Source organism: Actinophytocola sp. (assembly GCF_045807065.1).
In the GTDB taxonomy this organism is placed as follows: domain Bacteria; phylum Actinomycetota; class Actinomycetes; order Mycobacteriales; family Pseudonocardiaceae; genus Actinophytocola.
This window is the reverse complement of record NZ_JBJMIE010000788.1, coordinates 1-6,429: the sequence shown is the minus strand read 5'-3', so window position 1 is coordinate 6,429 and position 6,429 is coordinate 1. Positions and strand designations below refer to the sequence as shown.

The window sequence follows — 6,429 nt, the reverse complement described above, 5'->3', positions numbered from 1 at the left end:
CCGCCAGGAGGCCGAGCGCACCGCGTTCATCCCCCGTCCGCTCCAGCCGCCGCCCCGCGCACTCCCGCAACAAGATCGCAAGCAGCAGGACCGCAAGCAGCCGGACCGCAAGCAGCCGGACCGCAAGAGCGAGTGGCCGCCGCCCGAACCACCCCGCGCCGCCCCACAACGCGTCGGCCCGCCTCCACCACCGCAGGAACCGCCACCCGCCCCACGCAAGTCGAGGAAACGGCTCCTCGTCGCCGCCATCGCGATCGTGGCGGTCCTCGGCGTCGCGGCCGGCGTAATCTTCGCCGTCCCCGGCGTAGCCGAAAAGCTGGGCCTGACCAGCGAAGACAGTGTCGCCGTCAACCCGCCCCCGGCGCCGGTCAACTACTCCGCCGACCTGCACGGCCCCGACACCAACGCTCCGACCCCGAGCACGCAGGGCGTCCAGCAGGCCCTCGCGGGCCCCATCGCGAACCCCGCGCTGGGCACGATCACCGGCACCGTCATCGACCCGGCCACCGGCCAGACCCTCTACGAGCGGGACGCCGGCCAGGCGATCACCCCGGCCTCCACCGGCAAGCTCCTCACCGCGGCCGCCGCGCTCCTGAGCCTCGACCACACGAGCCAGCTGGTCACCAAGGTGGTCCAGGGCGACCAGCCGGGCGAGGTGATCATCGTCGGCGGCGGCGACCCCACGATCTCCTCGCTCAAGGACGGCAACGAGTCCGTCTACCCGGGTGCCGCGCACCTCACCGACCTCGTCGACCAGGTCAAGGCGAACGGCGCCCAGGTCAACACCGTCTACATCGACCAGAGCCGCTACTCCTCGCCCCACATGGCGCCGAGCTGGCTGCCCGAGGACGTCGCCAACGGCTACATCGCGCCCGTCGTGCCGGCCATGCTCGACGGCGACCGCCGCGACGCGAAGGTGAACTACTCGCCCCGCACGAACGACCCAGGCCGCACGCTGGTGAACGAGTTCGCCGCGCGCCTCGGCGCCTCGCCGGCGGCCTCGATGGAGAAGAAGGCCCCCGCGGACGCGAAGGTGCTCGGCGAGATCCGCTCCGCGCCGATCTACCAGCTCGTCGACAACATGCTGGACCACTCCGACAACACCCTCGGCGACGTCCTCGCCCACGAGGTCGCCATCAAGGCCGGTGCGGAGCCGACGTTCGACGGTGCCAGCAAGGCCGTGCAGGACGTCCTGCGGCAGAACAACTTCGAGGTCGACGGCACCGTGCTCAAGGACGGCAGCGGGATGTCCACCGAGGACAAGGTGTCCGCCAAGCTGCTCGCCCAGATCCTCGCGGTGGCCGCCGCGCCCGACGGCAAGGACCCGCGCACCGCCAAGCTCCGCCCGCTGCTCGGCGGCCTGCCCGTCGCGGGCGGCAGCGGCACGCTCGCCGACCGGTACAACCAGGGCACCGCGACCCAGGGCCGCGGCTGGGTGCGAGCCAAGACCGGCACGCTCACCGGCGTCAACTCGCTCGCCGGCATCGTCATGGACAAGGACAACCGGCCGCTGGTGTTCGCGTTCCTCACCAGCGGGACGAACGGGAGCACCGCACGGCCCGCGCTGGACACGGTCTCGGCCGCGTTACGCGGTTGTGGCTGTCAGTGACGGGCGGTACCCCGGTCGGGTCAGGTAGCGTCGATGACATGAGCACGGCCACCAGCCAGGCGCAACAGACGGCCAACCGCAACCCGGTGGACTGGGGGGTCGCGGTGGCCACGGCGCAGCGGCTCATCAAGCCCGGCCCACACGTGCCGATGGAGGAGGCCGAGCAGGCCGTCGCGCAGCTGCGCGACGCCACCGGCCCCGCCGAGACGCACGTGCGGGAGCTGACCGGCCTCGGCCTGGACCTGCCGCTGCACCCGGCGGACGTCGTGGACCGCCGCCGCTGGGTGGAGGCCGCGGCCGAGGGCCTCGCCACGCTGACCGACGGCGCGCTGCCGATCGGCCCGAGCCGGGCGATGGGTGGCGTGCTCGCGGGGAGCGCCGGCGTGCAGGCCGGCATGGTGCTCGCGTTCCTCGGCAGCCGGGTGCTCGGGCAGTACGACCCGTTCGGCGGCGACCAGGACAGCGGCCGCCTGCTGCTCGTCGCGCCGAACATCATGGCCGCGCAGCAGGCGCTGGACGTGCCGGGCGAGGACTTCCAGCTGTGGGTGTGCCTGCACGAGTGCACGCACCGGCTGCAGTTCACGGCGGTGCCGTGGCTGCGCGACTACTTCGCGGGCGAGGTCGCGGCGTTCCTCGCCGGCCTCGACGAGACCGCGACCAGCGCGTTCCAACGGCTGCCCGAACTGGTCCGGCATCTGCGCCAGCGCGACGCCGACGTCGGGCCGGTCGGCCTGGTCGAGGTGCTCCAGTCGCCGAAGCAGCGGGCCGTGTTCGACCGGCTGATCGCGCTGTCGACGCTGCTGGAGGGCCACGCGGACCACGTGATGGACGCCGTGGGCCCGACCGTGGTGCCGAGCGTGGCGACGATCCGCGCGCGGTTCACGGCCCGCCGCCGCGGCGGCGGCCTGCTCGACCGGATCCTGCGGACGCTGCTGGGCGTGGACGCGAAGGTCAAGCAGTACGCGGCGGGCGCGGCCTTCACGCGGCACGTGGTCGACGAGGTCGGCATGAGCGGCTTCAACGTCATCTGGGAGTCGCCGGAGACGCTGCCGCTGCGCGCGGAGATCGCCGACCCGGCGGCATGGGTGCGGCGCGTCCACGGCCGGTGACGGACTTTCAGCCGGTCGCACGCACACGGCAGGCGGTGCGCCGGCTGCTCGCGGCGTGTCCGGTCACGGACGTCGCGGTGGCGGTGTCGGGCGGCGCCGACTCACTGGCACTGGCCGCGGCCACCGCGCACGTCGCCTCCCGCCAGGGCCGGACGGTCCACGGGTTGATCGTCGACCACCAGCTGCAGGTCGGCTCGGCGGACGTGGCCGCGGCCGCCGCGAAGCAGCTCCACGGCCTGGGCATCGACGACGTCCAGGTGCTCACGGTCACGGTCACCGGCCGCGGCGGCCCGGAGGCGGCGGCCCGCAGTGCCCGCTACACCGCCCTGCGCTCCGCCGGTTTCCCGCTTGTGCTCCTCGGCCACACCCTTGACGACCAGGCCGAGACCGTCCTGTTGGGACTGGGCCGCGGCTCGGGCCCGCGTTCGATCGCCGGCATGCGTGACCTGGACCCGCCGTGGGCCCGCCCGTTCCTGTCGGTGCCCCGTGTTACGACTGTCGCGGCATGCGAGGCGCTGGGTCTCGTGGCGTGGGAGGACCCCCACAACGACGATCCGGCCTACACGAGGGTTCGGCTGAGGAGGGAGGTGCTGCCGCTGCTGGAGGACGTGCTGCAGGGTGGGGTGGCACCCGCGCTCGCACGGACCGCGGCGCAGCTGCGTGACGACACTGAGGCGTTGGACACACTGTCCGCGCGGCTCCTGCCTGCCGCGCTGGTGGACGGTGAGCTGGACGTGGCGGTGCTGTCGGCCGAGCCGTCCGCGTTGCGGCGCAGGGTCCTGCGCCGCTGGCTCCTCGACGCCGGCGTGCGCGAGCTGACCGACGCGCACCTGCGTTCGGCGGACGCGCTGATCGGGGAGTGGCGAGGCCAGGGTGATGTCTGGTTGCCCGGCAACTTTGCGGTGGGCCGGGCCCGTGGCAGGCTGCGGGTGACCGCGTGGGAGCCAGGAGAGGGGACCGGGTGTACGGCGACGACATCGCCTCCGTGCTGATCACCGAACAGCAGATCCAGGACAAGATCAAAGAGCTCGCCAAGCAGGTGTCCGACGACTACCCGGACCAGGGCGGCCGCACCGACCTGGTGCTCGTCGGCGTGCTCAAGGGTGCGGTCATGTTCATGACCGACCTGGCCCGCGCCCTGGCCGTCCCCGTCCAGATGGAGTTCATGGCCGTGAGCTCGTACGGGTCGTCGACGTCGTCGTCGGGCGTCGTGCGCATCCTCAAGGACCTCGACCGGGACATCTCCGGACGCCGGGTGCTCATCGTCGAGGACATCATCGACTCGGGCCTGACCCTGTCCTGGCTCCTGAGGAACCTGGCGTCGCGCAACCCGGCCTCGCTGGAGGTGTGCACCCTGCTCCGCAAGCCGGAGGCAGTGAAGGTGGAGGTCCCGGTGAAGTACGTGGGCTTCGAGATCCCGAACGAGTTCGTGGTCGGCTACGGCCTCGACTACGCCGAGCGCTACCGCGACCTCCCGTACATTGGCACGCTGGACCCGAAGGTCTATTCCTCCTGACAAGAACGACCTGGTTTGTCCCCGGCGTGGGAAATCAGTGAATTCGTTTCGGATATTCACTACCCCTTTCCGCTGATAGCGCTCCCTCCGGTCAGGCCCGTGCGTTAACCTCGTCCCTGTCACGCGCCGCACGAGTGGCGTGCGCGGCGGGGAACATGGGGAGCACAGGGTGTACGAGGCAATCGGAGGCGCCGTCAGCGCCTTCAGCGAAGCCGCGATGGCCGGCCAGGTCTCCATCAAGGCAGACGCGGCCGCCGAAGCACTGGAGAAGATCGGCAAGGTCAAGGACCAACTCACCCAGTTGCTGCAAAGCAGTGCCAGCGGCAACACGGAGGTTCTGCTGGGTGCCAACCCGGTGGGTCAGGCCATGGCCCGCAAGTCGATGAATCGATACGACGGTGACGACTCCTTCATGGCGTCCCTGAAGCTGCTCGCCGAGCAGACGAGCAAGGCGGAGACCGCGTTGAAGCAGTGCATCACCAACTACGTCGATACGGACGAACTTCACGCCGCGCAGTACAACAGGACGCACCCCTAGTGGGTTCTCGCGCGAAGCGAAGCTTGGCGGCCATTCTCGGGCTCGCCATGCTCGCGGCTGTCTCCGCGTGCGACAACGCAACGGCCGGCCAGCCGCAGCCGAAGAGAACCTCCTCGCAGTCGACGAACGAGCCGACCGAGGAGTCCACTTCGGAGAGCCAGGCGCCGGACTACTCGCTCGCTCGGCTGTGTGAGCTGCTCTCGCCGGAAGAGGCCCAGCAGCTCGGCGGCTCAGCCGAGGGTAAGAAGGGCAACAGCACCGCGGACGGCCACGCGATCTGCACCTGGGCGGACGAGACCAGTCTCGTCGTCGGTTGGCAGACCGGAACATCGACGGCCCAAGCCGATACCGGGCCCGGCATCACCAACACACCGACGAAGGTCGACGGCCTGCCCGCCGTGCAGGCGTTGTCCACCGACACGGTCGTGATCTGCGAGATCCTGGTCGATCTGCCGAGCGGCAAGATGTTCGCGGCGAGTGCGACGGTGCTGTCGGCCGGGGAGGGCAAGTACGACCAGTGTCAGGTCGCGAACCAGCTGGCGAACCTGATCATTCCCAGGGTGAAGGACCAGTAAGGGGGCAAGGCGATGGCGCCGAACAACAAGCACCACTACGACACGAACAGGTACGCGGGCGACCAGGCGGCCGACACGCGCCGCGTGATGAACCACATGCCCAGCGAGGACCGGGTCCCGACCGGGCAGATCCAGCAGTCGATCAACGCCGAGCAGGCCGCCGACCTGGCGAACGGTGACGTGCGCTTCGGTGACGACCGGGTCATCCCGGATCCGCCCAACTGGGACACACACACCAGCAGCAAGCTGTACAGCTTCGCCACCGAGAAGAACAGCCCCTACACCGCCGACGACCTCGGTCGGGCCTTCAACGACGGTGGCAACAGCCTCGCCGACGCCGCCAACGGGCTGCTCGACGCCGTCTCCCGCCTCGACGACGCCTGGACCGGCGTCGCCGCCGACACCGCCAAGGGGGCGCTCAAGCCCCTCGCCCAGGCCGCCGGCACCGCGGGCACCACGGCGCAGCTGATGGGCGTGCGCATGTCGCAGCAGTCCGTCGCCGCCAGCGAGGTGCAGAAGCTGCCGCCGCCCAAGGAGTTCGACCAGCAGCAGTCGCTCAACGCCATGATCGCCGGTGGCCCCGCGGCCATGCAGCAGGACCTCAAGGCCCAGAAGGACGCCGCCGACGCCGTCAAGCGCGAGCAGGTCTCCTACCTCACCACCTACACCTCGGCGCTCAGTGCGGTCGACGCCCAGACCCCCTCGTTCGTCCCGCCGCAGGACACGATCAGCGGCGGCGGGGGCAACGGCACCAACATCACCGCCGACCGGATCCACACCCCGACCACCAGGACCCCGACGCTGGGCACCACCTCGACCGGCACGACCTCCGGCACGCACACGGGCACCACCGGCTCGAGCGGCAACCCGGTCCTCACCGGCGGCAGCGGCAACACCGGCCAGAGCGGCCACACCCCGCCGCCGGGCGCCAGCACGGGCTCGGCCGCCTTCACCCCGCCCAGCGCCACCAACCCGACGCCGGGCACCTTCGGGCCGACCGGCACACCAGGAGGCCCAGGCTCGGGCGCCCCAGGCGGCGGCCAGGGCGGCTTCGGCCCCGGGTTCGGTGGCGGCTTCGGTGG

The 6,429-nt window shown here is 71.2% G+C and carries 7 protein-coding genes; all 7 read left to right on the top strand.

Annotated features, from left to right (window positions below; translation table 11 throughout):
• The coding region (gene dacB, locus ACJ73U_RS45880) for a D-alanyl-D-alanine carboxypeptidase/D-alanyl-D-alanine-endopeptidase (protein ID WP_407784099.1) at window positions 1-1,609 on the top strand (1,609 nt) is incomplete at its 5' end.
• 38 nt (window positions 1,610-1,647) lie between these two features.
• The gene (locus ACJ73U_RS45875; RefSeq protein ID WP_407784098.1) at window positions 1,648-2,718 is read left to right on the top strand and encodes a zinc-dependent metalloprotease; all 1,071 of its coding nucleotides are present in this window, start codon (window positions 1,648-1,650) and stop codon (window positions 2,716-2,718) included.
• Window positions 2,715-3,710 carry a tRNA lysidine(34) synthetase TilS gene (gene tilS, locus ACJ73U_RS45870; RefSeq protein WP_407784097.1) on the top strand — a complete coding sequence of 332 codons (996 nt, stop codon included), beginning with the start codon at window positions 2,715-2,717 and terminating at the stop codon, window positions 3,708-3,710. The genes ACJ73U_RS45875 and tilS overlap by 4 nt, the downstream gene beginning before the upstream one ends.
• Window positions 3,680-4,234 (top strand): hypoxanthine phosphoribosyltransferase, encoded by a 555-nt coding sequence (hpt, locus tag ACJ73U_RS45865; protein ID WP_407784096.1) that lies wholly within the window; start codon window positions 3,680-3,682, stop codon window positions 4,232-4,234. Before tilS ends, hpt begins: the two co-directional genes overlap by 31 nt.
• Window positions 4,235-4,403: 169 nt before the next feature.
• Window positions 4,404-4,772 carry a hypothetical protein gene (locus tag ACJ73U_RS45860; protein ID WP_407784095.1) on the top strand — a complete coding sequence of 123 codons (369 nt, stop codon included), beginning with the start codon at window positions 4,404-4,406 and terminating at the stop codon, window positions 4,770-4,772.
• 23 nt (window positions 4,773-4,795) lie between these two features.
• On the top strand, window positions 4,796-5,347 hold the full coding sequence (locus ACJ73U_RS45855) for a DUF3558 domain-containing protein (protein WP_407784094.1): 552 nt from the start codon (window positions 4,796-4,798) through the stop codon (window positions 5,345-5,347).
• A gap of 12 nt (window positions 5,348-5,359) precedes the next feature.
• Window positions 5,360-6,429 (top strand): hypothetical protein (locus ACJ73U_RS45850; RefSeq protein WP_407784093.1); only part of this gene is annotated, 1,070 nt, incomplete at its 3' end.